At 66.7% G+C, this 23,895-nt stretch carries 22 protein-coding genes and 1 tRNA gene; 11 read left to right on the forward strand and 12 right to left on the reverse strand.

Annotated features, from left to right (window positions below; genetic code table 11):
• Positions 1-5: 5 nt before the first annotated feature.
• Positions 6-911, reverse strand: a complete 906-nt coding sequence (gene cyoA / locus ACMGRF_RS17140; protein ID WP_180879551.1) for a ubiquinol oxidase subunit II — start codon at positions 909-911, stop codon at positions 6-8.
• Positions 912-1,094: 183 nt separating this feature from the next.
• Between cyoA and ACMGRF_RS17145 the strand changes: the two genes are divergently transcribed.
• Genes ACMGRF_RS17145 through ACMGRF_RS17160 form a run of 4 tightly spaced genes read left to right on the forward strand, consistent with a single transcriptional unit; the run spans position 1,095 to position 4,967 of the window.
• Entirely contained in the window at positions 1,095-2,510 is a 1,416-nt protein-coding gene (locus ACMGRF_RS17145) for a PLP-dependent aminotransferase family protein (RefSeq protein ID WP_180879549.1), read from the forward strand.
• A 55-nt stretch (positions 2,511-2,565) separates the two neighbouring features.
• A complete protein-coding gene (locus tag ACMGRF_RS17150; RefSeq protein WP_226053592.1) occupies positions 2,566-2,844 on the forward strand; it encodes a hypothetical protein in 279 nt (92 codons plus the stop codon).
• Entirely contained in the window at positions 2,844-3,443 is a 600-nt protein-coding gene (locus ACMGRF_RS17155; protein ID WP_021201963.1) for a DUF6436 domain-containing protein, read from the forward strand. The genes ACMGRF_RS17150 and ACMGRF_RS17155 overlap by 1 nt, the downstream gene beginning before the upstream one ends.
• 9 nt (positions 3,444-3,452) lie before the next feature.
• On the forward strand, positions 3,453-4,967 hold the full coding sequence (locus ACMGRF_RS17160) for a PLP-dependent aminotransferase family protein (protein WP_180879547.1): 1,515 nt from the start codon (positions 3,453-3,455) through the stop codon (positions 4,965-4,967).
• A gap of 129 nt (positions 4,968-5,096) precedes the next feature.
• Here the strand turns inward: ACMGRF_RS17160 and ACMGRF_RS17165 are convergent, their stop codons facing one another.
• Both ACMGRF_RS17165 and ACMGRF_RS17170 read right to left on the reverse strand, forming a co-directional pair.
• Entirely contained in the window at positions 5,097-6,398 is a 1,302-nt protein-coding gene (locus ACMGRF_RS17165) for an aminotransferase class V-fold PLP-dependent enzyme (protein WP_134709250.1), read from the reverse strand.
• Positions 6,398-8,800 carry a TonB-dependent receptor domain-containing protein gene (locus tag ACMGRF_RS17170; protein WP_180879545.1) on the reverse strand — a complete coding sequence of 801 codons (2,403 nt, stop codon included), beginning with the start codon at positions 8,798-8,800 and terminating at the stop codon, positions 6,398-6,400. The genes ACMGRF_RS17165 and ACMGRF_RS17170 overlap by 1 nt, the downstream gene beginning before the upstream one ends.
• 200 nt (positions 8,801-9,000) lie before the next feature.
• On the opposite strand from ACMGRF_RS17170, the gene ACMGRF_RS17175 reads away from it, so the two are divergent.
• From ACMGRF_RS17175 to ACMGRF_RS17185, 3 genes are read left to right on the forward strand one after another with little or no spacing between them, the layout of a single operon-like run.
• Positions 9,001-9,828: an AraC family transcriptional regulator gene (locus tag ACMGRF_RS17175; RefSeq protein ID WP_049439970.1), complete on the forward strand. Its 828-nt coding sequence runs from the start codon at positions 9,001-9,003 to the stop codon at positions 9,826-9,828.
• Between the two features lie 13 nt (positions 9,829-9,841).
• Positions 9,842-10,921 (forward strand): alpha/beta hydrolase family protein, encoded by a 1,080-nt coding sequence (locus ACMGRF_RS17180; RefSeq protein ID WP_414485420.1) that lies wholly within the window; start codon positions 9,842-9,844, stop codon positions 10,919-10,921.
• Between the two features lie 54 nt (positions 10,922-10,975).
• Positions 10,976-11,647 (forward strand): VOC family protein, encoded by a 672-nt coding sequence (locus ACMGRF_RS17185; RefSeq protein WP_180879541.1) that lies wholly within the window; start codon positions 10,976-10,978, stop codon positions 11,645-11,647.
• Between the two features lies 1 nt (position 11,648).
• On the opposite strand, the gene ACMGRF_RS17190 is transcribed toward ACMGRF_RS17185, so the two are convergent.
• The 4 genes from ACMGRF_RS17190 to ACMGRF_RS17205 all read right to left on the reverse strand — a co-directional run bounded on the left by ACMGRF_RS17190 (position 11,649) and on the right by ACMGRF_RS17205 (position 16,199).
• A complete protein-coding gene (locus ACMGRF_RS17190) occupies positions 11,649-13,061 on the reverse strand; it encodes a TPM domain-containing protein (RefSeq protein WP_180879539.1) in 1,413 nt (470 codons plus the stop codon).
• A gap of 141 nt (positions 13,062-13,202) precedes the next feature.
• Positions 13,203-14,927, reverse strand: coding sequence for a peptidoglycan-binding protein (locus ACMGRF_RS17195; protein ID WP_049417020.1), 1,725 nt, complete (start codon positions 14,925-14,927; stop codon positions 13,203-13,205).
• Between the two features lie 122 nt (positions 14,928-15,049).
• On the reverse strand, positions 15,050-15,451 hold the full coding sequence (locus ACMGRF_RS17200; protein WP_005420055.1) for a hypothetical protein: 402 nt from the start codon (positions 15,449-15,451) through the stop codon (positions 15,050-15,052).
• Between the two features lie 223 nt (positions 15,452-15,674).
• Positions 15,675-16,199: a hypothetical protein gene (locus ACMGRF_RS17205; protein ID WP_049417019.1), complete on the reverse strand. Its 525-nt coding sequence runs from the start codon at positions 16,197-16,199 to the stop codon at positions 15,675-15,677.
• A gap of 205 nt (positions 16,200-16,404) precedes the next feature.
• Between ACMGRF_RS17205 and ACMGRF_RS17210 the strand changes: the two genes are divergently transcribed.
• Positions 16,405-17,031 (forward strand): YiiX/YebB-like N1pC/P60 family cysteine hydrolase, encoded by a 627-nt coding sequence (locus ACMGRF_RS17210; RefSeq protein WP_099487795.1) that lies wholly within the window; start codon positions 16,405-16,407, stop codon positions 17,029-17,031.
• 54 nt (positions 17,032-17,085) lie between these two features.
• Here ACMGRF_RS17210 and ACMGRF_RS17215 read toward each other — a convergent pair whose 3' ends face one another.
• The 3 genes from ACMGRF_RS17215 to ubiA form a co-directional block, all read right to left on the reverse strand.
• Entirely contained in the window at positions 17,086-17,250 is a 165-nt protein-coding gene (locus ACMGRF_RS17215) for a hypothetical protein (protein WP_005414774.1), read from the reverse strand.
• A 272-nt stretch (positions 17,251-17,522) separates the two neighbouring features.
• On the reverse strand, positions 17,523-18,947 hold the full coding sequence (locus ACMGRF_RS17220) for a short-chain fatty acid transporter (RefSeq protein WP_192839736.1): 1,425 nt from the start codon (positions 18,945-18,947) through the stop codon (positions 17,523-17,525).
• A 272-nt stretch (positions 18,948-19,219) separates the two neighbouring features.
• Entirely contained in the window at positions 19,220-20,113 is an 894-nt protein-coding gene (gene ubiA, locus ACMGRF_RS17225) for a 4-hydroxybenzoate octaprenyltransferase (protein ID WP_005411493.1), read from the reverse strand.
• 149 nt (positions 20,114-20,262) lie between these two features.
• Between ubiA and ACMGRF_RS17230 the strand changes: the two genes are divergently transcribed.
• From ACMGRF_RS17230 to ACMGRF_RS17240, 3 genes are all read left to right on the forward strand, one after another.
• Positions 20,263-20,339 (forward strand) — tRNA-Arg (locus ACMGRF_RS17230).
• A gap of 137 nt (positions 20,340-20,476) precedes the next feature.
• Entirely contained in the window at positions 20,477-21,181 is a 705-nt protein-coding gene (locus tag ACMGRF_RS17235; protein WP_099487799.1) for a DUF433 domain-containing protein, read from the forward strand.
• Complete coding sequence (locus ACMGRF_RS17240) at positions 21,178-21,591, forward strand: DUF5615 family PIN-like protein (RefSeq protein WP_033832463.1); 414 nt, start codon at positions 21,178-21,180, stop codon at positions 21,589-21,591. Before ACMGRF_RS17235 ends, ACMGRF_RS17240 begins: the two co-directional genes overlap by 4 nt.
• A gap of 12 nt (positions 21,592-21,603) precedes the next feature.
• Here the strand turns inward: ACMGRF_RS17240 and ACMGRF_RS17245 are convergent, their stop codons facing one another.
• Positions 21,604-22,431, reverse strand: a complete 828-nt coding sequence (locus ACMGRF_RS17245) for a DKNYY domain-containing protein (protein ID WP_414485421.1) — start codon at positions 22,429-22,431, stop codon at positions 21,604-21,606.
• Positions 22,432-22,485: 54 nt separating this feature from the next.
• Positions 22,486-23,841, reverse strand: coding sequence for a Gfo/Idh/MocA family protein (locus ACMGRF_RS17250; protein WP_049417016.1), 1,356 nt, complete (start codon positions 23,839-23,841; stop codon positions 22,486-22,488).
• Positions 23,842-23,895: the final 54 nt, after the last annotated feature.

Raw genomic sequence — 23,895 nt, forward strand, 5'->3', positions numbered from 1 at the left:
GTTCGTTACTCCTGGGAAACCTGGGCACCGCCGGCAGCGCCCGCCGGGATAGCAGCAGCGGTGTTCTCACCGACGCCGATGAACTGGTCGATGACCTTCTTGAACAGCAGCGGTTCAACACTGGAGAAGTGCTGCACCGGTGCGTTCTTCGACGGCGCGGCCAGCGCCTTGAACTGCGTGAAGCTGAGTGCGTCGGGCGCGCTGCGCACCTCGGCCACCCAGCGCTCGAAGTCTTCGTTACTGCTGGCGGTGGCGATGAACTTCATGTTCGAGAAGCCATGCCCGCTGTAGTTGCCGGACATGCCGCGGAACTGGCCGGGCTCGTTGGCGATCAGGTGCAGCTGCGTGCGCATGCCGGCCATCGCGTAGATCTGCCCACCCAACTGCGGGATGAAGAAGGTATTCATCGTCGAGTGGGAGGTGATGTTGAACGCCAGCGGGCGGTTGGCCGGGAAGTTGAGCTGGTTGACCGTGGCGATGCCCAGGTCCGGGTACACGAACACCCACTTCCAGTCGGTGGCGATCACGTCCACGTGCAGCGGCTCTCCGGCCACGTCCAGTGGCTTGTACGGGTCCAGTTCGTGGGTGGACTTCCACACGATCACCGCCAGCACCGCGATGATGATCAGCGGCACGCCCCAGACCACGATTTCCACCTTGGTGGAGTGCGACCAGTCCGGCGTGTATTTCGCCTTGGTGTTGCCGGCGCGGAAGCGCCAGGCGAATACGAAGGTCAGCACGATGGCCGGTATCACCACGATCAGCATCAGGCCGATGCAGATCAGGATCAGGTCGCGCTGGGCGAGCCCGACCATGCCCTTCGAATCCAGCAGCACCCAGTCACAGCCCGACAGGCCGACGCAGGCCAGGGCGACCAGCGCCAGGCGGATGCGGTTCCAGCAGATATTCATTGGAGGTCAACCCTGTTGAAGAAGCGCGCTTGACCGGCTCGCCTGCGCGCAGCGCCCGGGCGTTGAGCGGCTACACTGTGGGTACGAGGTCGCCTACAAGAGGGCGAACCACTCCAATCAAGCCCATACAAGATACATCATTGTATGGACTTGTGCACCTGCACGTATGGAAAAACCTGACCGATGACGCCACCTGCCGCCGGCCGCCGCCTGAAACACCCCAATCGCACCTGGGTTCGCCCCTTCCGCGAGGGCGCCGGCCCGCTGTACCTGCAGATTGCCCAGCAGGTGCGCGAGGCGGTGGATGACGGCGTGCTGCGCCCGGGCGACCGCCTGCCGCCGCAGCGCGACCTGGCCCAGCAGATGGGCGTGGACCTGACCACGGTCACCCGTGCCTTTGCCGAGCTGCGCCAGGCCGGCCTGCTCGATGCGCAGGGCGCCGGCGGCACCTTCATTGCGCTGTCGGCCGGCAACCGCAGCACCTCGGTCGACCTGAGCATGAACATCCCGCCGCTGCTGGGCAGCGCGCCGTTCGCACAGGGCATGGAGGCCGGTTTCCAGCACGTGGGCCAGCAGCTGGGCCAGGGCGAGCTGATGAGCTACCACGTCGGCGCCGGCACCCGCGAGGACCGCGCCGCCGCCGTGCAGTGGCTGGCGCCGATGCTGGGGACAGTCGGTGCCGATCAGGTGGTGATCTGCCCCGGCGCGCAGACCGCGCTGTGCGCGCTGATCCTGGCCCGTACCCAGCCAGGCGAGCTGATCGCCGCCGAACAGCTGACCTACCCGGGCCTGCTGGCCGCCGCGCGCGTGCTGCAGCGGGGCGCGGTGCCGGTGGCGATGGACGCCGAAGGCATGCTGCCCGACGCCTTGGAAGAAGCCTGCCAGCTGCGCCGGCCGCGCCTGCTATACCTGGTGCCGACCATCCAGAATCCGACCACGGCGACGATGTCGGCGCAGCGCCGGCAGGCCCTGCTGGCGGTGGCGAAGCGCCACGATCTGACCGTGATCGAAGACGATCCCTACTGGTTGCTGGCCGGTGATGCCGCGCCGCCGCTGGCCGCCCACCGCGACGCCGGCTGCCCGGTCTACTACATCTCCACCCTGTCCAAGTGCCTGGCACCGGGCCTGCGAACCGCCTACCTGGTGGTGCCGGCCGGCGAGCCAATGGAACCGGTGCTGGACGCTCTGCGCGCGATCGCGCTGATGCCGACCCAGTCGATGGTGGCGGTGGCCTCGCAGTGGATCCGCAGCGGTCAGGCCCAGGACATGGTGCAGCGCTTCCAGCAGGAACTGCGCGAGCGCCAGGCGATTGCCGCGCAGTACCTGCCGTCCCGTGCCCAGGCGCATCCGGCCGGCCTGCATGTGTGGCTGCCGCTGCCGCCACGGCTGGACCAGTACCGGTTGATCCAGGCCGCACAGGAACAGGGCCTGGGCATCGCCAGCTCGGATGCCTTCAGCGTGGAAGAGCCGCCGCCGGGCAACGCGATCCGCCTGTCGCTGGGCGGCGCGGTCGACCAGAGCGCGCTGGCCGGGGCGCTGGCCAAGCTGAACGAGATCCTGTCCGAAGTTCCCGAGGCCCGCCACAACGCCATCGTCTGAACCGGGTGCATGGCGCCGAATCCATACAAAATGATATTTTGTATGCAATGTATGGATGAAGGGACGTGCATCGATGCGCGCCGAGAGACTGAAGTTCCACCTGGTGATGGCCGGGTGCGGTGGCTTTGTGGTGTTGATGCTGGCCGCGCTGGCCTGGGTCTGCCTGCAACCGCAGACCGTGGATGTGCAGGCCGCCGAACGCCACGCCATCGAGCAATGCATGCAGCGCAGCGAGGATCCGTCGCGTAGCGAGATCCAGCGTCGCGCGCAGGCCGATTCCTGCCGCGAGATGCGCAAGCAGTACGTGCACAAGTTCGGCGGGGACGCGTCCTGATGGGCGCAGCCGCGCCGCGTCGCCGCTGGCTGCTGCCGACGATGATCGCCCTCGCCTGCCTGTTCATGGCCGGCGTGGCGGCTGCGCTGTGGCAGTACTTCGGCTACAGCGCGCAGTCCACCTTCACCGAACAGGCCATCGTCTTCGACGACTCGCAGCTGCGCCTGCCGGCCGATCTGGCCGGAGATACCGGCCGCATCCGCGTGGTGCATTTCTGGGACCCGGCCTGCGGCGTGTGCAACCGCGAGACCGGTGCGCACCTGAGCTACCTGATCAGCATGTACCGCCGTGCCGGCATCGACTTCTACGCGATCCGCCGCCCTGGCACGCAGGGCGCGCTGCCCGAGCCGCTGCGCAACAAGGTGATCAACCTGCCGACCATCGACGGTATCGAACACATCCCGGCCAGCCCTGCCGTGGCGATCTGGGACCGGCACGGCCATCTGGCGTATGCCGGCCCGTACAGCATCGGCATGGTCTGCAACTCGGCCAACAGCTTCGTCGAACCGCTGCTGGACAGACTGGTGCGCGGCGAGACCGTGCGCCCGAAAGGACTGCTTGCCGTGGGCTGCTACTGCCCCTGGCAGGCCAAGCGCTGAGGACGCGCAATGACATCACCGACGCGGGCCGGTGCGGCCGCCGCACACAACAACGGCGGTCACCTGTCCGAACCGACCGATGGTTATGGACAGGCTCCCGCCGTTGGAAGCAACGATACGCCCCGACATGCTCCGTACATGCCGCGACCGGATGTCGCAGCCCGCGAGTGGGTGCAGGACGTACTCGCCCACAGCGGCCCGATCTACCTGCGCATCGTCAACTCGCTGGAACGCACAGTGCGCCGCGGTGGCCTCGCACCGGGACAGCGCCTACCTTCGCAGCGCGCGTTGGCGCAGCAGCTCGGCGTCGACCTGACCACAGTAACGCGGGCGTTCGATGAAGCACGCAAGCGCGGCCTGATCGAAGCACGCGGGCCACAAGGCAGTTTCATCGCACCGCCCAAGGCCGGCTTCGAGCAGGTGGTGGACCTGAGCATGAACGTGCCGCCGGTGCCCGACGCCGACGCGCTGGCAGAGACGCTGCGCCGTGGTGCCGCCGCCGTGCTTGCACGCAGCAACGCGCCGAACCTGATGACGTATCACCTGGGTGGCGGCAACCCCACTGATCGCCATGCTGCGGCGCGTTGGCTGCAGCCGATGCTGGGCGCCGTGGATGACGACTGCCTGCTGCTGACCGAAGGCGCGCAGGTGGCGTTGGCCGCGATCCTGGTCAGCCAGGGCCGCGATGGCGATACGATCCTGTGCGATGCGCTGGTCTATCCGGGCCTGCTGCAGGCCGCAGCGGCGCTGGGGCGTCGGCTGATGCCGGTGGACAGCGACGAACACGGCATGTGCCCTGAAGCGCTGCTGCGGCAGGCGCGCGAAAGCGGCGCGCGGCTGGTCTATCTCAACCCCACCTGCCAGAACCCGACCGCGCTGACGCTGTCGTTGCAGCGGCGCGAAGTGCTGGCACGCGTCTTGGAAAGCGAGAACCTGTTGGCGGTCGAGGATGATCCTTACTGGCACCTTGCCGAAGAGGCACCCATACCGTTGGCAACGCTGGCACCGCGCCACGTGTTCCATGTGGCGACGCTGTCGAAGGTGATCAGCCCCGGCCTGCGCACGGCCTTCGTGCGCTGCCCGGGTGCCGCGCACGCCGAGGCGATGGCTTCGGCCTTGCGCGCCACCCGGTTGATGGGGCATCCGCTGGTGGCGGCGCTGACCAGCCAGCTGCTGCTGGATGGCTCGGCGCAATCACTATTGGCCCAGGTACGCACCGAGGCACGCGAACGCATGCGCATGGCGCGTTACCTGCTGGCACCGTCGCTGCTGCAGCGCGCGGAAGGGCTGCATGCGTGGTGCCGGATACCGGCGCCGTGGACCGATGCCACGCTGGTGCGTACCGCGCAGCTGCAGGGGCTGGCGATTGCACCGTCATCGGCGTTCTGTCCGCCGGGGGTCTCGCACCAGTACGGCGTGCGTTTGTCGCTGGGGCTGGCAGCGGACCGACGGCAGCTGGAGAGTGCGTTGCGTCGGATTGACCGGTTGTTGTTGTCGGACGCGTTGCCGGCGATCGAGCGGTAGGCGGGGAGCATCCACGCGGGGGGGGATATGCCGACCAACGGCCGGCACCCACCCGATCGGTTCGGTAGTGCCGGCCGCTGGCCGGCAACGGCATGCACGGATCAGGAGGTTGCCGGCCAGCGGCCGGCACTACCCCAATGCCGCCAGCGCCTGCACCAGTGCATCCATCTGCTGCGGCCGGGTGAACACCGACGGCGTCACCCGCACGCAGGCGCCGGAGTCCAACCCGTCACGATGCGTGCTGAACACGCGATGCTCATCCAGCAGGCGCTTCTGCAGCGCGATGTTGTCAGCCACGCTGGTGCGCCCGCGCAGGCGGAAGCTGGCCAATGCGCTGGCCAGCGCCGGATCAGGCGAAGACAGCACTTCGATATGCGCCATCTGCCGCGCAGGCACGGTCCAGCGCTCGCGCAGGTAGCGCAGGCGCGCCTGCTTGTTGGCCGCGCCGATACGCTGGTGCAGCGCGATCGCTTCCGGCAGCGCCAGGTAAGCGGCGAAGTTGACCGTGCCGGTGTGCACACGGCTGCCCACGCGGCCATCGTCGGTCTCGCCCATGTACGGGTCGAGGTCCGCAACGCGGCCCTTGCGCACATACATCGCGCCGACGCCGACCGGCGCACCGATCCACTTGTGCAGGTTGATGCCAACGAAATCGGCCTTGAGCTGCGGCACCGCGTAGTCGATCTGGCCAAACCCGTGTGCTGCATCAACGATCACGTCGATGCCGCGTGCCCGCGCACGTTCGGCGATTTCGGCCACCGGCAGCACCAGTCCATGGCGATGGCTGACCTGGGTCAGCAGCACCAGTTGCAGGCGTGGCAGCCGCGCGAACGCGGCCTCGTAGGCCTGAAGGATCTGGGCATGGTCGGGCACTGCCGGCAGCGCAATGCGCTCGACCTGCACGCCGCGGCGCTGCTGCAGCCAGCGCATGGCGCCGATCATGCTGTCGTAGTCGATGTCGGCGTACAGCACCTGGTCGCCAGGCTGCAGGCGGTTGTAGCCGCCGATCAGCGCCAGCATCGCCTCGGTGGCGCCGCGGGTCAGCGCAATCTCGTCGGCGCCCACGCCCAGCAGTTCGGCCACCTGCCGCTGCACCGCCATGTACTGCGCCGGAAATTCGCGACGCCCATACCACGCGTTGCCACGGTTCACCTCGGCGGTGTGGCGCTGGTAACTGGCCAGCGTCTCGCGGCCCATCGCGCCCCAATAGCCGTTCTCCAGATGGTTCACTTCGTCGGTGACGTCGAAGTGGCTGGCCACTGCGGCCCAGTAGTTTTCGTCGCGGGCCAGCACGTCCGGCGCCACGGTCGTTGCGGGAATCTGCATGGACGCAGCGTAACGCGTGGCAGCCATGGCCGGCAGTGAAGAAAGTGCGGCTGCGGCCGGCAGCAGGGTGCCGGCACGCAACAGGAAGCGGCGGGCCGGGTCCATCAGAAGCTCAGCCGGTACTGCGCGTACAGGTTGGCGCCGTCGGTGTCATAGGGCGCGTTGCGCGAGTAGACCAGGCCGCGGCTGGCCTGGAAGGTGGCTTCGTCCGGATAGCGGTCGAATACGTTGTCGGCACCGACGCGCAGGCTGTGATGTTCGTTGATGCGATAGCCGACGGCCAGGTCGAGGAAGCTCATCGCGCCGAAGCGCTGGTAGATGTCGCCCACTGCATTGCCGCTGGAATCGGTCCAGGCGCCGTAGTAGCGCATGCGTGCCATCAGCGACCAGGCGCCGATATCCCAGCTGCCGGTCAGGCTGCCCTTGTGCTCGGGCAGGCGATCCTCGAACAGCACGCGCTGGGTCTCGTTGGTGGCCACCGAGGTGCTGCCGTTGTCCACGCGTGTGCGGTTGTAGTTGTAGGCCAGGGTCAGCGTCATGCGGCCGGCGCCGAGGTCGCGCAGGTAGTTGCCGACCACGTCCACGCCGGTGGTGGTGGTATCGAAGTCGTTGGTGAAATAGTTCACCGAGGTATAGCCCAGCGGATTGGGCGTACCGGCCGGAATGGCGAAACTGGCCGACTGGCTGAAGCGGTCGCTGAGCTTGATCTGGTAGACGTCCACCGAGCCGGACAGGCCCAGGTCGGTGCGCCAGGTCAGGCCCAGCGAGGCGGTGCGCGATTCTTCCGGCTTCAGCGGCCTGGCGCCGAGCAGCTGCGCCAGCGGATCGTTCGGTGACAGGCGACCGCTGGTGAAGATCTGCAGCGTGCGCGTGTCCAGGCCCTGGGTGGTACTGGTGGTGTTGAGCTGCGCCGGCGTCGGCGCACGGAAGCCGCTGGACACGGTGCCGCGCAGGGCCAGGTCCGGCGTGATCGCGAAGCGCGCCGAGAGCTTGCCGTCCAGCGTGCTGCCGAAGCTGGAGAAGTCCTCGTAGCGGCTGGCCGCACCGATACTCCAGCGCTCGCCCAGCGGCACTTCCATGTCCACGTAGGCGGCCTTGCTGCGCTGGCTCCACTGCCCGGCCTGGCTGGCCGAGAAACCCGGCGCGCCGTTGGAATTGGCCTCCAGGCCTGCAGCCGCGCCCGGGCCCACCGCGTACGAGGCCGGGTCACCGGCGCGGACCTGGTAGGTCTCCTGGCGGAACTCGCCCCCGAAGGCGACATTGATCGGCTGGGACAGCGCGCCCACCTCCCACTCGTAGTTGAAGTCGGCGTTGGCGTTCTTCTCGGTCTGGGTCAGGCGGCCGAGGTCGAACGCGGTCGGGCTGGCCGGACCCAGCGAAGCATTGATCGAGTTCTTCAGGCTGTAGTCGATGGCATTGCGGCCATACGAGGCGCTGACGTCCCAGCGCAGCTTGGGCGTGATCTCGCCACGCAGGCCACCGACCAGCTGCAGGTCGTTCTGGACGTTGCCGTACTGCGGGCTGAAGCCGACCGGATACAGCGAACGCAGGTTCCAGCCGGGGAAGATGGCGGTGGTGCGATACGCGCCGGTGGTGGTATCCGGGTTGCGCCAGTTGAAATCGCTGACGCCATCGCTGTGGCTGTACAGGCCGAAGGCATACAGCTCCAGCGTCCCGCTGGCGTTGGCCTTGACGTTGAAGCCGGCGCGGCGGCTTTCCAGTTCCGGCTGGCCCCAGCGCTGCACCGGATCGGGCACCTCCAGCTCCGGATGTGCAGCCTGGAAGGCGATCGCATCCGGGCGCTGGCGCGTGCGCGAGGTGGCGTCCGAGTTGGACGATTCGGCGAACAGCACCAGGCTGCCATAGTCGCCCAGCGACCAACCGGTGCGCGCACTGAAATCGCGCGAGGCACCGTCGCCCTGCGCATACTGCGAGTAGCCGGCGGTGATCTCGGTGCCGGGACCCTCTTCGAGGATGATGTTGATGACACCGGCGATGGCATCCGAACCGTACTGCGCCGACGCACCATCGCGCAGCACCTCGATGCGCTTGATCGCACTGGTCGGAATCTGCGCCAGGTCGGCCGCCTGTGCACCGCGGTTGCCGAGCAGCGCGCTGCGGTGGAAGCGGCGACCGTTGACCAGCACCAGGGTCTGGTCCGGCGACAGGCCACGCAAGGTGGCCGGACGCACGAACACCTGGCCGTCCGCCATCGGCAGGCGCTGTACCACGAATGATGGCACCAGCTGCGCCAGCACGTCCTTCAGGTCGGTGGATTCGACGGACCTGATGTCTTCCTTGCTGAACACGTCCACCGGCGCCAGCGTTTCGAACTGGGTGCGGTTGGAGGCGCGGGTGCCGGTGACCAGCATCGCATCGAGCTGGGTGGGTGCGGCGCGGCTGCCGCCTGCGGCATCGACCGCATCGGCCTCCGCTGCGATCGCGCCTCCTGCGCTGGCCATGGAAAGGGCAAGGAGGATGGAACGCGAAAGCTTCGAACGATGCACGGCAGGGCTCCGGGAGGACGCGACAGGACCAGCACCTGCAGGGACATCGCAGGCCTGGACAAGGCGCGCAGTCTCGGCGCGCTCTGTGAAGGAGGCATGACGTCAGTGCGACAGCTTGAGTCCGCACAGGCGCAAGAACTGCTAAACGCCGCGCCTGCCGATCCGCTACTGTGCCCAGCATTGGTTCTAGGAACGGCAGGATGAGCGCGGCAGGCAAGGCGTTGTGGTACATCGAAACCCACGCGGACCAGCCACTGGCGCTGGCCGACATTGCCGCTGCGGCGGGCCTGTCGCCGTTCCATCTGTCGCGCCTGTTCCAGGCCCGCACCGGCACCTCGGTGATGCGCTACCTGCGCGGGCGCCGCCTGACCGCTGCCGCGCAGCAGTTGGCCAACGGCGCCGGCGACATCCTGCAGGTGGCGCTGGGTGCCGGCTATACCACCCATGCCGCCTTCACGCGTGCCTTCAGCGAACAGTTCGGACAGACGCCGGAGCGCGTACGCGAACAGGGCACCGATGGGCTGGCGCTGGTGCAGGCGATCCGCGTGGACGAGGCCCCGTCCGCCTGCATTGAAGCCCCCCGCCTGCTCGAGACACCCGCGTTCCAGGTGGCCGGCATCGGCATGCGGCATACCCGCGACAGTGGCGGCGCGATTCCCGGACAGTGGGCCCAGCTCAACCGCGAATGGCCGACGCCGGCGCCGATCAGTTTCGGCGTGTGCTGCAACAGTGATGACAAGGGTGGCTTCGATTACATCGCGGCACTACCGGCAAGCACGGTGCCGAGCGTGCCTGCGCACTGGCGACGCGTGGACATCCCGGCGCGCCGCTACCTGGTGGCCTGGCACAGCGGGCACATCTCGGCCATCCGCTCGACCTGGTTCTGGTTGCTGGATCATTATCTCCCTGCTTCCAACCTGGGCCTTGCCGATGCGCCGGATCTGGAGCGCTACGACGCCCGGTTCGATGAGCGCACCGGCCAGGGCGGCGTGGAAATCTGGCTGCCCGTCGACGACCGTCCCCACTGACAAGGAGTTGAAGATGCGCATGACCGCTGCTGTGCTGGGAGCGATGCTGATGGTGTTCGCGAGCACCGGCGCCGCCCGCGAACGCGGGGTGGCCGGCGAGCGCCACGGCACAACGACGCTGGCCAGCGCCGCCGTGCGCGACGCAGAGCACCGCGACGCGCTGCGCTACACGGTCTGGTATCCGGCACCTGCAGGCAGCCGGGAAACCGCGCTGACCATCGGTCCACCCGACGCGCCGCTGTTCGACGTCGGCCGGTCGTCCAGGGATGCGCCGGTCCCGGGTGATCGCCTGCCGACCCTGCTGCTCTCCCATGGCAACGGCGGCAGCGCGCGCATGATGGGCTGGCTCGGCACCGCGTTGGCGCGGGCGGGCTATCTGGTGATCGCAGTCGATCATCCGGGCAACAACGGCGTTGACAGCATGACCCTGCCCGGCAGCGTGCTGACCTGGCTGCGCGCCGATGATCTGCGTGCCGCACTGGCGGCTGTGCAGGCCGATCCGGTGCTGGGCCCGCATGTCGATCCCGAGCGCCTGGGGGTCGCCGGGTTCTCGGCCGGCGGCTACACCGCACTGTTGGCGGCCGGTGCGCGACCGGACCTGCAGCGACTGCTGGCCTTCTGCACTGCGCATCCGGATGACGGCGTCTGCCGGCCCCAGCAGGAAGCGGCAACGCACACGATGGAGGCGCGTGTTGCCGCTGCGGCGTCGCCCGAGCTGTCGCCGTGGATGTCCCACGCCAATGACGCACGCGCCATTCCCGGCGTGCGCGCGGTGTTCCTGCTGGCACCGGCAATCGTGCAGGCCTTTGCGCCCGAGCAGCTCTCCTCTCTGAAAAAGCCGGTGTCGATCGTGCTGGGCCAGGCGGACACGGTTGCGCCACCGCAGAGCAATGGCGAAGCTGCGCAGACCTTGATTGCGGGCGCTGCACTGCAGGTGCTGCCCGGTGTCGGCCATTACGATTTCCTCGCCGCATGCACCCCGACCGGACAGCAGCGGCTGCAGGACCTGTGCAGGTCGTCGGTGCCGAAGGCGCAGACCCACGCGCAGGCAGTGGACGCAGCAATACGATTCTTCAACCATTCACTGCGCTAGTGGCCGCCGGGCAGGACCCAGCGCTACAGTGAGCGCGTCCATGGAGAATCGGTCATGCGCCTGCTTCACCTCACCCTGCAGGTGTCCGACGTCGCCACCGTCGCCGCGTATTTCCACGATGTACTGCAGCAGCGCGTGGTCGGCAACCATGTGCACATCGGCTGGAGCACGATCGAACTGCAGCCGGCGGGTGATCACCCCGTCGGCGGCGTGCACCTGGCCTTCAACGTACCGGACAACCGCTTCGGCGAGGCGATGGCCTGGTTGCGCGAACGTACCCCGCTGCAACGTAATCCTGAGGGTCTGGATTACTTTGCGCTGGAGAGCAGCTGGCAGTCGCAGTCGGTGTACTTCACCGGCCCGGACGGCCTGATCCTCGAGTTGATCGGCCGGCGCCGTCTGCCAGTCAGCACGCGCGCAGGCGCCTTCCATGGCAGCGAGCTGACCTGCCTGAGCGAGGTTGGCCTGCCCAGCCATGATGTCGACGCGGTGCGCGAACAGTCCAGCCAGCGCTTCGGCCTGCAGCCGATCAGCCCGCCGTCGCCGCAGTTCGCGCCGGTGGGCGACGACGAGGGCCTGCTGATCATCGTCGCCGCCGACCGTCGTTGGTTCCCCGAGCAGAAGGACCTGCCCAATGCGCAGGGCGTGCAGCTGCAGGTGGGTGATGTGAGCGGCAGCGGCGAACTGCGCGATGCCGCGCTGGGCTGGCGGGTGTGGGCGGCCTGAGCTACCAGCTGCCCGATGCGCCGCCGCCGCCGCTGCGACCACCACCACCGGACCAGCCGCCGGAACTGCCTGAGGACGAACTCGACGACGAGGTGCTGGACGAGGAGCGGTAGCCTTGGGACGACCTTCGTCCGCTGCGTGCTTTTTCGCCGGGCAGCAGGGTGAACACCCAGATGAAGTACAGGAACAGCGTGCCTACGCTGGACACGATCGTCGCCAACGCGCGTGCGTTCTCGTCGCTGGCCCGGTCGATGGCCAGCAGCGCGCCCAGCGCATAGCCGCCGGTCAGCAGCACCAGTACCACCAGCCGCAAGGCGAAGCTGTTGCGGTTCTTCCGCCAGCGCGCGCGGCCGGCCTGCACCAGGAAGAACACCAGCATGGCGGCAATGGCGACCGCCAGGTTCAGCAACGTGTGCAGGGCAAGGCTGGGCGGCAACTGACCACGGACCAGCATCACCACAAAGAAACCGATACTGACGGCCAACATGCCGGACAGCACGATGCGCACACCACGACTGCGACGCCAGCACCACCCCAGCAGCGCCGCCACCGGTACAGCGGGTAACAGCACGAAGAACAGCGCAGGCAGCACATGCCACGGCAGCAGCAGCGTCGCCGAAACCAACCCGGCGGCCATCACTGCCGTTATCAGCAACGGTCTGCCCCAGGGCGGCAATGTCGGCCAGTTCGGCCTGGGCATTGCCGCATTGGCTGCCAGTGCCTTGCGCCGCCGCTCACGGCGTTTACCGCTGAACCCGGCTTCGGTCCTGGTGGCCAGCAGGCGCGGCGGTGATCGCCACAGACCGGCCAGGAACCCCACCAGCAACGTCAGGGCAACGACCGAATCCCCTGTGCGCCAATCCGCTGGCAACAGGTTGCGTGCGGATGAATCTTCCTCGGGCGGCAGCGGCTCGCCATCGATCAGCGCCACCAGCACCTTGCTGCCGTCCAGCATGCCCTGGTCCAGGTTTCCTTCGCGCAGGCGCGGCACGATGGCTTTGTCGATGATGCGCGCGGCATAGGCATCGGGAATGGTGCCTTCCAGGCCATAGCCGGTCTGGATGCGTACGCGCCTGTCCTGTACCGCCACCAGCAGCAACACCCCGTCATCGACACCGGCGCGGCCCAGCCGCCACTGGTCGAAGACACGCTGTGCATAGGCTTCGATGCCGTCATCGCCAACACTGGGCACCACCAGCACCTGCAGTTGCGCGCCTTTGCGTGCCTGCAGCTGCAATGCCTGCTCGCGCAGCGTGGCGCGGGTGCTGGCGGACAGCGCGTTGGCGGTGTCCACCACCGGGTCGTCCAGTGCCGGAATCGGGACCGCCGCCAGCACTGGCAGCGGCAGCAGGCAGAGCAGCAGTGCCAGCCCTACCCACTGCCATGCGCTGCGCCACCGCAGCACCCGGCTCATGTGGACGCCGTGCCTTGCAATGGCGGCGTGCTGTGCATCATGCGAAACGGCATCCGTGTATGTCCTTGCCCCATGAACGGAAAAGCCGGCCGGATTGCCCCGGCCGGCCTCCTTTACCACACACCTCTTCACACGCAGCGGTCAACGGCCCATGGCCACTCGCTGCTGCTCGTCCTGCACGTGTTGCTGCGAAGGCTCATGCTTGGCCAGCATTGCAGCGCTGGTCTCCTGCAGGCTCGGTGCCGTCTGGGTCATGTCCACCGCAGTACGGAAGCCGGGAACGGTGCCGATGACGAAGGCCTTGCCATCCTGCACGGTGACGCCCTGCAGCTTTTCCGGTGAATCGATGCCGGCGGCCTTGGCCTGGGCGGTCACGTGCGCGCTCATCTCGTTGCAGATCATGCCCGGCATGTGGCCGCGGATCGCATTGTGCAGCGGCGTATCCGGATGCGCCTTGTCGCCCAGTTGCGGCCCCTTCGGCGCCGCCTCGGCATGGCTGCGGCCTTCGGCCAGCTTGCCCAGCGTCGCCGGACCCGCCACGCCATCGGCGGAGAGCCCGTGCTGCTTCTGGTAGGCGATCAGTGCGTCCCTGGTGTTGGCACCGAACTTGCCGTCCTCGCTCAGCGGGTTGCCATGGCCGTCGCGCACGCCCAGGCGGTTGAGTTCCTTCTGCAGCGCAGTCACTTCCTCGCCCTTTGCCCCCTGGCGCAGCACGCCGTTGTGGTCGGCGTCATGCGAATGGCCCCCCTTGCCGGTTTCCTTCAGCTTGCCGTGGTCCCAGAAGTCCTGCGGGCTGAGCAGCTTGCCGTGCGGATCCTTCAACTGGTAATGCACGTGCTGGGCATACTGACCCGCACCGCCCGGGCCACGCCCGCCCATGGTACCGATCGGCTCACCCGCCTTGATCGGCTGGCCTTCCTTCACCTGGGTCGAATGCAGGTGCAGGATCTCGTGCGAGTTGCCCTGCGCATCCCTGATCTTCACCGTACCGTAGTCGCCGCCGACGAACGTCACCGTTCCGGAGATCGGCGCGTTGACGGTCGGGTGCTGCAAATTACGGCCGTGCTGGCCGCCGACATAGTTGAAGTCGGTACCACCGTGCGGCTTGTGCGCGCGGTGTTCGCCGAACTCACCGGTAATGTGCGGCTTGACCCCGTTCTGCGGGGGCAGCATCACCTGCATCGTCTGCTCGAAGTTGCGGGTCTGGCCTTCGGCATGCGCCGCTGCCGGCTTGGCCTGCGCGTGCGTGGCCGCAGCTACGGTGGGGGCCGCGTGGCTGCCATGGGACTGGCCCTGGGTCAGTCCCAGGCGCTGCTCCACGAACCGCTCGTACTTGTCCACGTACGGCATCACCTTCTTTTCAGACAGGGTGAGGCCGCCGTAATCGCGGGTCGGGCCGTCGTGGTGGTACTTGTAGATGTACTCCTCACCCTGGCCGCGCTTGTGCGCCAGCGTGCGGTTATCGATGTAATGGTCAACCAGTGCATCGGACTGTGCGCCGACGTCGAAGCGGTTGCGGTTGTTGAGGTGGTAGTGGTTGCCGGTCTTGTCGATGAACTGGCCCAGGCCCGAGGCCGAGGTGGTGCCAGCGGCGGCATCGGGGTTGAAGCCCGATTCAACGCGGGCGATGGCCAGTACGTGCGCCGTTTCGCGCGGGGTCAGGCCCTTCTCGCGCGCCGACTCGATGATCGTGTCGATCACCCGTGACTGTACTTCCGGGGTCGCATCGCCCCACCGGCGGGAGTTGCCATGCAGGCGGCCGTCGCTCTGGTCGATCGGCTCCCGGTAGTGGCTCCACGGTTTGATGCGGTCACTGCTGTAGGCCGCCCCGCGGGGCTGGACCATGTCCTGGTAGATGTCTGCCATGTGTGTGCTATCCATTCTATGAAAAGGGGGATTTCCTTAAGGGGTACTGCTCCTGGTACTTCTGGTACTGCGGTACTGCAGTGCTGCGTTCACAGCGCGCGTGCGACGTCCTGCCGCTGCGCTCAGTCTTCGATGTAGTTCACCTCCGGGTGCTTGATGCCGAGCGAGTCGATCAACTTCTCGTACTCGTCGTTGTTGGGCTCCTGCTCCTCGCCTTCCGCGCCGCGCAGCGGCGGTGTGCTGTGGGTCAACTGGCGGCCACTGGCGTCGTACAGGTAGTACCACTCGCAGAAGCTGCAGCCGAACGGCAGTTCACCGTACTGCACGACGAAGTACGGCGTACCGCTGCGGTCCTGCACGCAGGCCAGGCCAACGGCGGTATAGCCGTCCATCTCCTTGGGCGCAGCAATGGCCTGGCGTGCGCCGTCCTTTTCGATTTCCAGCGTGGTCAGCCGGGAAGCGTCCGTGTCTTGGGTGGGCTGGGCCGCCAGGTGCAGGCGGGTGCCTTGGCAATCGATATGCATGCCGGTCTCGTCGCGCGTAAGAGAGGTGGGATGGTCCGCAACGGCAGCCGCAGGCGCGGCCGGCGTCGCTGCCGGGTCAGTAGAAGCAGGGGCCGCCGGTACAGCCGCCTCAGGGCCGCTGCAGGCAGCAAGCATCAGGGCCAGCACGGGGGCAACGGGAGACAGACGCATGCGGTGCTCCTTGGGTGAATCACACGACCGCCCGCAGGCGGTCGCTCAGGGGTCAGATCGATTCGTCCTCACGCTTGACCAGTTGCCAGCACGGCTTCTGGGCAAAGGTGTAGATCTGCTGGTCGCTGGTATCGGGGGTGCGCATCTGCACCTGTACCTGGCCATCGGGCAGGCGGGTGACCTGCATCTCGCGGCCCTGGCGCTGCAGCGTGGCCGGGTCCGGCATCACCGGCCATTCGACCTTGGCAAGCGGCACCTTCTCCTCCACCTTGCGTGGCTCCGGCTCGGCTTCGCTGTCGATGTGGCTGTCCAGCAGCGGATCGGCAGTGGACGTCTCCTGCAGCGCGATCTCGTTGCCGAAATGCTTGAGGAAGTCGTCGAAGACCGGATGGGGGCAACTGGCAGACGCGTCTGCCGGGGGCGCGGCAACCGGCGTGGCCGGCGCCGTGGCGGCGGCCGTGCTGGTCGGAGCCGGGGCGGCGGCGTCAGCGGGGGCTGCCTGGGGGGCAGGCTTGCAGCCCGACAGCGCAAGCCCCAGGGCAAGCGCAAGCAGGGCAACGGGGCGGAGCTGGTTCACGGGATCCTCCTGATTCCGGGCGGTCGCGCGCGGTTCCGGCGCGGTAGGGAGGCAAGGATAGCCATGCCTCCGTCAATTGAGTTTCAACATCCGCTGTCAGGAATATCCCGACATGCTGAATTGAGACTAATATCACACTAATACGGAAATCAACCTCATCGCAGCAGCCGTTAGACTACGCCGCACACGCTTCGACCCTGGCCCTATGCGCGGATTCCTGCTTGCCCTCTCCCTGTTGGTGCCAATGCTGTGGCCTGGTGTTGTGGCCGCGCTGGAGGTCCGGGAAGGCGACCTGCTGTTCGTCACCGCCGGCCGCAGCGGCCTCAGCGCGGCCATCGACGATGCCACCGGCAAGCAGGGCGCACCCAGCTTCGATCACGTGGCTCTGGTCGCTGCGGCGCCGGACGGCTGGGAGGTACTGCATGCGGACGAGAAGGGATCGCGCCGGCAATCACTGGTCGAGTTCCGCCAGGACGCACGGGCCAAGCAGCGGCACATCGTGGTCTATCGCCTGCACGCATCCCAGCAGGCTGCCATCAGGGATGCGATCGCGACCGCGCGCACGATGCTGGGCAAACCGTACAACACGTCATACGTGTTGAACGAGGACAGCTACTACTGCTCGGACTTCATCGAGCGCGCGTTCCGTGCGCATCATGTGTTCGCACTGCAGCCGATGAACTTCCGCAACCCGCAGACCGGGCAGATCGCACAGCACTGGGTCGATCTCTACCGCGGCATGGGCATGCAGGTGCCGCAGGGTCAGCCGGGCACCAATCCGAACGACATGTCAGCAGCGCCGGTGCTGCAACGCATCGGCGTGCTGGAATAAGCGAAGCCCCGCACGGGGCGGGGCTTCGCGCATCACAGGAAGCGGGTATCGAAGTCACTCTTCCTCGTCCTGCCCACCCTGTTGCTGGTTGCGCTGGTTGCGCTGCTGCTGTTCCTGCTGCTGTTGCTGCTGCTGGTCGCGGCCACGACCCTGCTGCTGATCCTGCTGGTTCTGCTGGCCCTGCTGCTTCTGGTTCGGGTTCTGGTTCTGCTGTGCCATGTCCGATCTCCAAAGCCACGCGCGGAATGCGGTGGACGGGACCATCGTCTGCAGCGAAGAGTTAATCGCGCGTTGGTGGGCGGCTACACGGATGTGTAAGCGCGTGAATGAACGGGCAAAACCTCTTGCGGCACAAGCCGATGAAGGATTCATGCGGGTTCGGCATGTGCTCATGCCGGCCTTGGCGCCATGCCCATTCATGGCGTGCTCTGCCGGAAACACGCGCTGAACGGAGCTGGCGTCCTGTTCGAGCACGCACGCCAGCCCTGCGTTCAGGGCATCACCGGCGGCACATACGCGAGGGTCATGCCCAGCAGCCACAGCAGGCCCAGCACCAGCGGAATGTGCACCAGCAACTGGATGAAGGTGAAGCCCACGATGTCGCGTGCCTTCAGCCCCAGCACGCCCAGCAATGGCAGCATCCAGAACGGGTTGATCAGGTTCGGCAGCGCTTCGGCCGCGTTGTAGACCTGCACCGCCCAGCCCAGGTGCGCCTTCAGCTCGTTTGCGGCCTGCATCACGTACGGCGCCTCGATGATCCACTTGCCGCCACCGGACGGCACGAAGAAGCCCAGCACCGCCGAGTAGACGCCCATCACCAGCGCGAACGAATCGGTGCTGGCCACGTGCACGAACAGGCTCGACAACCGGTGCGCCAGCGTCTGCCCGTCACCGCCGGCGGCGTGGGTGAGGATCATCGCGATACCGCCATACAGCGGGAACTGGATCAGCACGCCGGTGGTGCTCGGCACCGCCTTGGCCACCGCGTTGAGGAAGCTGCGCGGGCGCCAGTGCAGCAGCAGGCCCAGCGAAATGAACAGGAAGTTGTAGGTGTTGAGGTTGGCGATGGCAGTGACCACCGGCTTGCTGGCGAACTCGTTGAACAGCCAGCCGAACGCCAGCAGCGAGAGCAGAACAGTCAGCAGCGGGCTGTATTCCAGCCATTCGCCCGGGCGCGTGCGTCGCTGCAGCGGTTCCGGCTCGGCCTGCGCAGCGCCTGGGAACTCCTCGGCAGTACGCGCACTGCCGGCAGCCGGTGCGGTCAGCCAGGCGATCAGCAGCGAGACCAGGATCAGCACTGCAGTCAGCGCAATCGACTGCCACAGGAAGATGGTTTCGGTGAACGGCAACACGCCGGTGATCTCCACCAGCCCCGGCGGCATGCTGGCCGGGTTGGCCTGCAGCTGTGCGGCCGAGGAACTCAACCCCATGGCCCACACCGCGCCCAGGCCAAGATATGCCGACGCACCGGCGGCGCGGTAGTCCATGCGCAGTTCGGTGCGGCGGGCCAGCGCGCGCACCAGCAGGCCGCCGAACACCAGCGAGAAGCCCCAGCTGAGCAGCGAGGCGAGCATGCTGACCAGGCCCACGTACACCACCGCACAGCGTCCGGTGCGCGGCACCCGGGCCAGGAAGTCGATGAAGCGTGCGACCACCGGTGCGGTCGCCACGGCGTAGCCACCGATGACCACGAAGGCCATCTGCATGGTGAAGGGGATCAGGCTCCAGAAGCCGTCACCGAAGGCGCTGGCCGTGGCCTGCGGGCTCGAGCCGAAGCCCATCGCGGCCAGCGCGACGATGACCACGCCCAGCACCGCGAACACATACGCATCGGGGAACCACTTTTCCGCCCAGGCGGCCGAGCGCAGCGCTGCGCGCGCCATCCAGCCGTCCTGTCCTGCTGCCGTCGAGGCCATCGCCTACCCTCCCAGGTTCGATGGACCGATTCTGGGCGGTGGGGTGTGGGCTGTCAGCCACCTATTGGTCGTAGGTGGTACAGAACGGTAGTGCCGGCCGCTGGCCGGCAATTTCCCAATCGGGATGGTCGTGCAGCCGGCCAGCGGCCGGCTCTACCATGCGCGGGAATCGTCGTAGCTGGCGGAGGACGGTAGTGCCGGCCGCTGGCCGGCAACCTCGGGATCACACACGGGTCCAGCCGGCCAGCGGCCGGCTCTACCAGGCCTTGGGATCAACGCAGCGCCAGGTCCACGGCGATGCCGGCAAACAGCGCGGCACCCACCCAGTTGTTGTGCAGGAACGCCTTGAAGCACGGGCCGCGTTCGCGGTTGCGGCAGATCCAGAACTCGTACACCACCAGCGCGGTGGCCACGGCCACGCCGGCCAGGTAGTACCCGCCCAGCCCGCCGCGCACGCCGACCAGCGCCATCGTGGCCAGGAACAGTGCGTACAGCACGCCCTGGATGACCAGGTCGAGATCACCGAACAGGATCGCGGTGGAGTGCGAGCCCATCTTCAGGTCGTCCTCGCGGTCGACCATGGCGTACCAGGTGTCGTAGGCGGTGGACCACAGGATGTTGCCGGCATACAGCAGCCAGCCCAGCATCGGCACCTCGCCCTGCACGGCGGCGAACGCCATCGGGATGCCCCAGCCGAACGACATGCCCAGGTAGACCTGCGGCAGATGGGTGTAGCGCTTCAGGTACGGATAGCTGGCAGCCAGGAACACGCCGATGAAGCTCAGGCCGATGGTCAGCCCGTTCAGGGTCAGCACCAGGCCGAACGCCACCAGCATCAGTACGGCGAACAGCGCCAGCGCGGCGCGGCCGCTGATCGCACCGGTGGCCAGCGGGCGCGCCTTGGTGCGCTCCACATGCGGGTCGAGCCAGCGGTCGGCGTAGTCGTTGATGACGCAACCGGCCGAGCGGGTCAGCCACACGCCGGCGGTGAACACGAACAGCGTCCACAGCGGCGGCAGGCCGCCCGCGGCCAGCCACAACGCCCACCAGGTGGGCCACAGCAGCAGCAGCGTGCCGATCGGGCGATCAGCGCGCATCAGACTCCAGTAATGCCGCCAACGCGGCGTCGCCGGCGACTGCGGCGAAGTAAGGGGGGTATCAGCCATGGCGATAGGATACTCCTGCCCCTCTGGCAGGGCTTTGCCCGTGGGGGGAGATTTGTTCGGCGAAACTGGATAGAATGCCGGTCCCGCACCGCTTCATGGCGCTGCGATGCCCGCCCCGGCACCGGCCGACGGCGCGGCGGTTCTACAACGCGCCCGTAGCTCAGCCGGATAGAGTAGTGGCTTCCGAAGCCATTGGTCGGGGGTTCGAATCCCTCCGGGCGCGCCATCTTCTTGTCGGCTTCGGCCTGCCAATCACCGGGCAGATTCGCCCGCGCATGTCTCCGTTCTCAGTTTATGAGTCCCGCAGGGCGCAGAATGTGATTCTGTACTCCAGCTCCATTCGGATTGAGTAGACTCGGCGCCATGGGTATCGCCTTGCCAGCACAGGACAGCCTCGGCGTCGGCCTCTATTCCTACGCCGATGCTGCGCGCTTCATTGGCGGCAGTTCGTCGGAACTGCGCCGGTGGCTGAAGGGCTACCAGGGTCGGAAGCACGGGAATCCGGAAGCCCACCCTCCCCTGTGGAAGTCGCAATGGGCCGATTCAGAGATCGACGGCATTGGCTTTCGCGATCTGATCGAGCTGCGCTTCGTCCGCACATTCGTCGCATGTGGCGTGCCACTCAACCTGGTGCGGCGAACCATTGTCGAGCTGAACGAGCGGCTCGGTAAGGAGTACCCCTTCACCAGCACGAGCTTCAAGACCGATGGGCGCCGCATTTTCATGGAGCTCGTGGGCGACAGCGGCGATGCCGCACTGGTGGATGTGGTGAAGCGCCAGGACGTGATGCGCAAGGTTATCGCACCTTCGCTGCGTGACGGCATCGAACTGGGCATCGATGATCGTGCCGAACGATGGTTCCCACTGAAGGGATCTCGTGCGGTGGTATTTGATCCACAGCGCAGTTTTGGTCAGCCCATCCTTGCCGAATCGGGCGTTCCTACCATCGCCATTGTCGAGGCGCTGCGCGCCGAAGGTGGCGACGAGCGTCGCGTGGCCAGGCTGTATGACCTATCTCTGACTGCAGTGAAGAAAGCACTGCAGTTCGAGAATCGAGCCGCGCCTTGAAGGCGCAGATCGATGAGAATCTTCCGCCCGCGCTGGCCCGGGCCATCGACGCCATTGCAGGAACGGACGAACACGAAGTCTTCCACGTAAGAGAGTTCGTGATGCCCGGCACTACTGACCTGGAGCTCTTCGACGCGGCCACCCAGCGTGGCATCCGCGTACACGTTACCCAGGATCATCATCATCGCAAGCCCGCAGAGCGCGAGGCGATCGCACGCCTCGGCCTGACCGTATTCGTTCTGGCCAAGGGCTGGAGCACGTTCAATCACTACGAGCGCGCAGCGCGGCTTCTGGAGTGGTGGCCCAAGATGATGCAGCAGGCCGAACTCGTGCAACCTGGTGCAATGTTCCGCGTACCGCATGCCAGGGCGTCCGGGGGACGGCTGACGCAGATCAAGGTGTCACGGTAACCGCTTCGCGCGTCAACCCTCATCATCCGTGAAACCATGCTGTGCACGCAGCATCGGGTCGGTCTCGATCATGAACATATGGAACAGGTATTTATGGTCCCGCGACCAGCTCCCCTGCAACAGGCGCCACGACGCCACATCCACGCGCGGCAGCTTCCGTTCCAAGTAGTAGACACGGCTGCCATCGCCCGAGAAGTGTCCGTCCAGCAGCCGCCAGCGCGTGTGATCCACGCCGGGCAGAGGCTTCCCGTCGCAGTAGACGCTGCTGTCGTCAACGGCGTACAGCGGGTCCTGCGGGATTGTCTGCAGCAGGTCGCCGCGCAGGCAATGCTTCATGCGTCGGCCGCAGTACCAGCCGCCGTGATCGTCGGCACCGTAGCCGCCGCCCATACTGCGGAAAGTGGTGCAATTGGCTTCGGCCAAGGCTTTCAGCGAAGTCTCGTACTCGAAGTAGACATTGCGCTTGTCCAGCCAGTAATCGCCGCACTGGCGGAAGCTGTCGCGGTCAATCGCAGGCAGGCGGGTCCAGGCGTGGTAGATGGCGTGCGAATCGCGCGCGATGAAATAGTGTTCGGGGATGAACTCGAAACTGGCCGCGTCGGCCTTGCGCAGCAACCGACCCTGGTGGAAGACCTGGCCTTCGTGGATTCGCCAGAATTCCGTGCCGTAGGGGCCGACGAATCGCTGGTCAGGAAGTTCCCTGATCTTCTGGCATGGCATGGTATGGGGCTCCGCCAACGGTGGGGCCGCTAGTTTAATGCGGTCGGCGAGACAGACAGCCGGGCATGGGTTCGGCTCTACGGGTGCCAATGCACCGATGCAGACAGTAACGCCGGGCATGGCCCGGCGTTGGCTTCAAAGCAGTCGAGCATGGCTCGACTCTACAAGAGCAGATCAGTACTTACCGTCAAACGCAAAAATCGGCTTGCGCGTCTTCCACGCACCAGCAGTAAAGTCCGGGAACTCCAGCGTCTGGAAACCGTTGGCGATCGACTGCTCGCTCAGCGGCGTGATCGCACTCCAGGTCACCGCGTCGTAGATGTCGATCGGCATCGGCGCCTTGGCCTTCAGTGCTTCAACGAAGGCATGGATGACGAACCAGTCCATGCCACCGTGGCCGGCGCTGGCGGCGGTGTCGGCATTCTGCTTCCACAGCGGATGTTCGTACTCATCCTGGTACTTCTTGAACTCTTCCCACTGATGCGGCGGGCTGCGGCCTTCGATGTGGATCGAATGGTTGACGTCCATCCACAGGCCCTTGGTGCCCTGCACGCGGAAGCCCATCGAGTACGGGCGCGGCAGCGAGGTGTCGTGCTGCAGCAGGATGGTCTCGCCGTTCTCGCAGGCCAGCGTGGTGGTCACGATGTCGCCGAGCTTGAACTTCACCTGGGTGCTGGGGTGGGTGGTGCCGCCACTCTTGGCCACGGTGTATTCGTGCAGGCCGCGTGCCTTGGTCGCGAAGGCATTGATGTGGGTGAAGCGGTTGCCGCGGTTGATGCCGGTGTACATCGCACAGGGGCCGATGCCGTGGCTGGGGTACAGCTCACCATTGCGTTCCACCGAATGCTCGGTGCGCCAGCGAGCTTCGCTCCAGCCCTTGGGACCGAACTCCACGCCGCTGTCGTAGGGCTGGTTCGGATCGCCGGAATTGAACTTCACGCCGCGCAGGTCGTGCTGGTAGCCGGCCTGCAGATGCACCAGCTCGCCGAACAGGCCCTGGCGCACCATCTGCAACGCCGCCATCACGTCGCGGCGGTAGCAGACGTTCTCCAGCAGCATGTACGGGGTGCCGGTGCCCAGCTGGGTCTTCAGCACGTCCCAGTGGTCCTGCAGGGTGATGCCGGCCACCACTTCGCAGCCCACGGCCACGCCGGCCTGCATGGCGGCAATCGCCATCGGTGCGTGGTACTCCCACGGCGTGGCGATGATCACGCCATCGATGCCCTTCTGTTCCAGCAGGCGCTTCCACGCGTTGGTGTCGCGGTCCTGGCCATAGGTCTTCGGCACGGGCTTGCCGGCCTTCGCCACCATCTCTGTGGCACGGCCCAGCATGATCGGCTCGATGTCGCACAGGGCAACCACTTCGACGTCGTCGCGACGCACCAGCTCCTTCAGCAGCACCAGCCCGCGCATGCCGGTACCGATCATGGCCAGGCGCACCTTGCGCCCGCGTGCCCATGCCGGGGTCTGCGGCAGCAGGCTGCTGGCGGCAACAGCGGCACTGGCCGCGATGAATTCCCTACGCTTCATGACAGACATCTCTCCTCTTGGCAGCGTGCCGGCCGCAGCCGGCACGCCAGGTCA

The sequence above is a fragment of the Stenotrophomonas sp. EMP41 genome, from assembly GCF_047495535.1.
Classification (GTDB): Bacteria; Pseudomonadota; Gammaproteobacteria; order Xanthomonadales; family Xanthomonadaceae; genus Stenotrophomonas; species Stenotrophomonas sepilia.

What these genes read in the sequence shown, in the direction of transcription:
- ACMGRF_RS17175 (WP_049439970.1), top strand. Translation starts at nt 9,001, where the DNA reads ATGAGCGCGGCAGGCAAGGCGTTGTGGTACATCGAAACCCACGCGGAC.
- ACMGRF_RS17145 (WP_180879549.1), top strand. Translation starts at nt 1,095, where the DNA reads ATGACGCCACCTGCCGCCGGCCGCCGCCTGAAACACCCCAATCGCACC.
- ACMGRF_RS17190 (WP_180879539.1), bottom strand. Translation starts at nt 13,061, where the DNA reads ATGAGCCGGGTGCTGCGGTGGCGCAGCGCATGGCAGTGGGTAGGGCTG.
- ACMGRF_RS17220 (WP_192839736.1), bottom strand. Translation starts at nt 18,947, where the DNA reads ATGGCCTCGACGGCAGCAGGACAGGACGGCTGGATGGCGCGCGCAGCG.
- ACMGRF_RS17245 (WP_414485421.1), bottom strand. Translation starts at nt 22,431, where the DNA reads ATGCCCGGCGTTACTGTCTGCATCGGTGCATTGGCACCCGTAGAGCCG.
- ACMGRF_RS17155 (WP_021201963.1), top strand. Translation starts at nt 2,844, where the DNA reads ATGGGCGCAGCCGCGCCGCGTCGCCGCTGGCTGCTGCCGACGATGATC.
- ACMGRF_RS17200 (WP_005420055.1), bottom strand. Translation starts at nt 15,451, where the DNA reads ATGCATATCGATTGCCAAGGCACCCGCCTGCACCTGGCGGCCCAGCCC.
- ACMGRF_RS17165 (WP_134709250.1), bottom strand. Translation starts at nt 6,398, where the DNA reads ATGGACCCGGCCCGCCGCTTCCTGTTGCGTGCCGGCACCCTGCTGCCG.
- ubiA (WP_005411493.1), bottom strand. Translation starts at nt 20,113, where the DNA reads ATGGCTGATACCCCCCTTACTTCGCCGCAGTCGCCGGCGACGCCGCGT.
- ACMGRF_RS17150 (WP_226053592.1), top strand. Translation starts at nt 2,566, where the DNA reads ATGAAGGGACGTGCATCGATGCGCGCCGAGAGACTGAAGTTCCACCTG.
- ACMGRF_RS17215 (WP_005414774.1), bottom strand. Translation starts at nt 17,250, where the DNA reads ATGGCACAGCAGAACCAGAACCCGAACCAGAAGCAGCAGGGCCAGCAG.
- ACMGRF_RS17250 (WP_049417016.1), bottom strand. Translation starts at nt 23,841, where the DNA reads ATGAAGCGTAGGGAATTCATCGCGGCCAGTGCCGCTGTTGCCGCCAGC.
- ACMGRF_RS17235 (WP_099487799.1), top strand. Translation starts at nt 20,477, where the DNA reads ATGGGTATCGCCTTGCCAGCACAGGACAGCCTCGGCGTCGGCCTCTAT.
- ACMGRF_RS17195 (WP_049417020.1), bottom strand. Translation starts at nt 14,927, where the DNA reads ATGGCAGACATCTACCAGGACATGGTCCAGCCCCGCGGGGCGGCCTAC.
- ACMGRF_RS17185 (WP_180879541.1), top strand. Translation starts at nt 10,976, where the DNA reads ATGCGCCTGCTTCACCTCACCCTGCAGGTGTCCGACGTCGCCACCGTC.
- ACMGRF_RS17180 (WP_414485420.1), top strand. Translation starts at nt 9,842, where the DNA reads ATGCGCATGACCGCTGCTGTGCTGGGAGCGATGCTGATGGTGTTCGCG.
- cyoA (WP_180879551.1), bottom strand. Translation starts at nt 911, where the DNA reads ATGAATATCTGCTGGAACCGCATCCGCCTGGCGCTGGTCGCCCTGGCC.
- ACMGRF_RS17160 (WP_180879547.1), top strand. Translation starts at nt 3,453, where the DNA reads ATGACATCACCGACGCGGGCCGGTGCGGCCGCCGCACACAACAACGGC.
- ACMGRF_RS17210 (WP_099487795.1), top strand. Translation starts at nt 16,405, where the DNA reads ATGCGCGGATTCCTGCTTGCCCTCTCCCTGTTGGTGCCAATGCTGTGG.